The following is a 3,113-nucleotide window of genomic DNA, read 5'->3' as shown; positions in this document are numbered from 1 at the left end:
TCTGCCTTCTGCTGTTTCCAGCCAGCATGGTTTGAACTTTTTGAACTCCTCTAATGTCACGGTTTTCATAAACCTTTTGCTCCCTTCACAATTTTTCCGGCAGCCTTAATCCTGCCAGCTCTTCCAGTTCATGGATATCGTAGCTCTTTTCTGCCTGCTGTGGCTGCGCCTTCCCTGCGGCTGGCGTCCGCATTTTTGCCAGCAGTTGGAGATACTTATCACGGAATTTCCCGCCGCTTAGGATGTTCTGTGACCAGAAAGGGTCCTTTTGGGAAAATCTTAGCACCTTACTGATATCCTCCCAGCTATGACCGTCCAGCCTATGGCAGCGGTCAAACTCTACAGCCCAGGCCTGCAGGCGCTTCTCTCCCACGGATTTCTGCCCCTCAAAGCGTGCCTGTATCTGCCTGTCCAGGTATACTGCTGCCTGGTATGCGTTGTCTTCCGAGGAAAACTTTGCAGGCGAAGGCCAGGCTTGTCCGGGCTCGCAGAGTTCGGACTTTCCCTTTTTGTATTCGTATTCGGATTTGGATTCGGATTCAGACCGTGACTCACCGTGACTCACCGTGGTACACCGTGACTCACCGTGACTCACCGTGGTACACCGTGACTCACTGTTTACCGGCTCGGGAAACTTTGATTTCTTTGTTTGAATCCTTTGATGACTGCTCCAGTTTGGGAAGTAAAAGTAGGATTCCCCATCCACATCATAGAGGGAAATGCAGCCCATACCCGCCAACTCTGCAAGCGTTTTTTCTATGTCGGATTCCGATACCCGTTTCCTTCTTGGGAGCACAAAGCCCTTAATTATCTCTGGGTCAGCGCTCCCTCTGCCGTAATCGTCAACGTATGTAATCAAATATACCCATATCCGAAATTGAAAGTCTGTCATGGCATTCACGGTCTTACTTGTTCGGATACTTTCCTTAATTATCCTGTTCGGCATTATTGCACCGCCTGTTTACTCACCTCAATAACTTCCCCAGTCTCTTCATCCACAGTAGCCTCAACCTCTATATAGGCCTCATTTGGCAGAGAAAGCATATCGGCGTCCAGCTGGGTCTTAATGCTCTCATCAGCCGAAAAGCTGCGGGCAAATTCCGTTTTCATAGGAGCGTATTTCAGCGCCTTTTTTAGGACAGTCTTCTTTGCCATTTCCTCAAAATTTGTCTGCCATGGGCCGCTGCCGTAGCTCTTGCTGTACCTTTGGGCATGAGTGCGGATATCCTCTATGCTCATGACCTCGAAGCCATAACCGCCGCTTATGGTGCGGAACAAGGCGTAAAAGTGAGTTGGGACTCCCCGCCCGGAGCTCGCGGGCACATGCCTCAGCTTATTGTCTAATCCCAGCTCGTACTCGAACGTATCATTTTCATAAACTGTATGTGCCTGAACAGTGCTCACCTCTCCGCTACGGTAGCAGAGGTCTATAAGACCCTTATATCCAAGCTGGAACTGGCACTCAAGCTGGCCGTGGTTCTTATATGGTATGAGATAGGCCTGTCCCAGGGGCGTGTTAGGCTCAAGTCCAAGCTGGGCGGCAGTCATCATTGCCCCAAGAAAACTCTGTGGGCTGCACTCCTGTAGTTTTGGGTTGGTAGACAGCGCGGAAAACACTATCCTTGTAAAGCGCTCCGGCGTAATAACCGACGGAAGGGCTTTTGTAATTTCCCCCTGCATCTTCTTTATGTAGTCCTGCATAGTGGCGGGCCTGTGTTGACTTAGTCTTTTCTCTGCAGCCTTTTCTATAATGTTTGCCATATCACTTTTCCTCCGTTATTTTAAATGGCCTGACATGTGTTGTCCTGTAGCAGCTGCTCAGGTCTATATCTGGATAGAGCTTTTTGACCTTGGAGACGTCCAGCGTCTTCCTCTCCTGACTGGCCCAGCTGAGCTTATACTTCCCGCACCGGGCCCTGGAAGCATTTCCCATGTCCTGCATCAGAATCTATTTTACCTCCTCCAGCTGCCGCTCTATATCACGTTTTGTACCCATTAGCTGGGTATATGCCGCAAAGCTGCCCTCTCGTCCAAAAAGCTCAACCTCACCCCCATTATCTTCATAATAGATTGTTTTTAAAGCCTCGGTAGTGCTGTCGCTGCCGTCTACTGGAGGAGGGGTGCCGGTCTCTACATACTGCTCCCAAAAATCAGCCGCCATCTGTTTGAGCACGGCTATCTCACTCGCCGGTACATACACACTGCCGTCACACCATTCAGGGGTAATATCGTCTGCCCTGGTGGTAAGCTGGTATATAAAAAATGCTTTGTTCAGCACCAGCGCCGCCAAGTACCAGCGCTCCCAGCCGGTAACCGCCAGATACGATACACATTGCGCATAGTAACTCTCCGGGAACTGTCCCCCTTTATATGCCTTCATGTTCAGCGCCGAGGCTGTCTTACACTCCAGCCCTGAACGCTCGCCCAAAATGCGGCGGTCTATATTCGCGTGAAGGTGCGGGCATTCCGCACTTCTAAGCAGATAATTGTATCTGACAACTTGTTTTTCAGACCGCTCCATAAAACGCTTTGCAACATAATCCTCCAAATCCCGCCCCTGGCGCATCGCCTCATTGTCCTGCTGCTCGGGCAGCAGGCCGGTCTTTTCAGCCCATACGGTGTAGGGAGAACGATACCGGTTGAGGCCCAGAAGGGCCCCCACGTCTGAGCCGCCAATACTTCCGCGCCGTTCTTTCAGCCATTCCTCCCAGCTCATTTCCTGTACAGGTATTTTTATAAATCCATTCATTTCAATGTCCCCCTTGGGATTGACTTTTTGACACTTTCATGGTAAAATAAATTTGAATTTAATTTCTTGCCGCTTTTCGGACCAGCCTCCGGGGGCGGCGCTTTTTTGTCCACACAGTCGCACCGCTCTCCAAAATCCAGGTGAGCCCCGCAGTTGGGGCATGTTTTGTACTGCATTAGTAGGGTCTCCTTTCTCTTATTCTATCAGCAGCAGCCGTAAGATTGCGGCTTGCTTGGCTCTAGCGGCGTCCTTGGCGGCGTCACTGGCGGCCTTGGCGGCGTCACTGGCGTCCTTGGCGGCGTCACTGGCGGCCCAGGCGGCGTCACTGGCGGCCCAGGCGGCGTCCCAGGCGGCGTCCTTGGCG

4 protein-coding genes are annotated in these 3,113 nt (G+C 51.5%); all 4 read right to left on the bottom strand.

Annotated features, from left to right (window positions below; translation table 11 throughout):
- Positions 1-85: 85 nt before the first annotated feature.
- The 4 genes from D5270_RS16295 to D5270_RS16280 are packed head-to-tail and all read right to left on the bottom strand — an operon-like array spanning position 86 to position 2,749.
- On the bottom strand, positions 86-946 hold the full coding sequence (locus D5270_RS16295; RefSeq protein ID WP_166545066.1) for a hypothetical protein: 861 nt from the start codon (positions 944-946) through the stop codon (positions 86-88).
- Entirely contained in the window at positions 946-1,761 is an 816-nt protein-coding gene (locus D5270_RS16290) for a recombinase RecT (protein ID WP_166545065.1), read from the bottom strand. The genes D5270_RS16295 and D5270_RS16290 overlap by 1 nt, the downstream gene beginning before the upstream one ends.
- Before the next feature lies 1 nt (position 1,762).
- Entirely contained in the window at positions 1,763-1,942 is a 180-nt protein-coding gene (locus D5270_RS16285) for a hypothetical protein (protein WP_166545064.1), read from the bottom strand.
- Positions 1,943-1,948: 6 nt separating this feature from the next.
- The gene (locus D5270_RS16280; RefSeq protein ID WP_166545063.1) at positions 1,949-2,749 is read right to left on the bottom strand and encodes a YqaJ viral recombinase family nuclease; all 801 of its coding nucleotides are present in this window, start codon (positions 2,747-2,749) and stop codon (positions 1,949-1,951) included.
- Between the last annotated feature and the right edge of the window lie 364 nt (positions 2,750-3,113).

The sequence above is a fragment of the Acutalibacter sp. 1XD8-36 genome (genome assembly GCF_009917525.1).
Classification (GTDB): Bacteria; Bacillota; Clostridia; order Oscillospirales; family Acutalibacteraceae; genus Acutalibacter.
Note: the sequence above shows the minus strand (reverse complement) of the source record. Positions and strands in the feature narration are given on the sequence as shown.

What these genes read in the sequence shown, in the direction of transcription:
- D5270_RS16290 (WP_166545065.1), bottom strand. Translation starts at nt 1,761, where the DNA reads ATGGCAAACATTATAGAAAAGGCTGCAGAGAAAAGACTAAGTCAACAC.
- D5270_RS16280 (WP_166545063.1), bottom strand. Translation starts at nt 2,749, where the DNA reads ATGAATGGATTTATAAAAATACCTGTACAGGAAATGAGCTGGGAGGAA.
- D5270_RS16295 (WP_166545066.1), bottom strand. Translation starts at nt 946, where the DNA reads ATGCCGAACAGGATAATTAAGGAAAGTATCCGAACAAGTAAGACCGTG.
- D5270_RS16285 (WP_166545064.1), bottom strand. Translation starts at nt 1,942, where the DNA reads ATGCAGGACATGGGAAATGCTTCCAGGGCCCGGTGCGGGAAGTATAAG.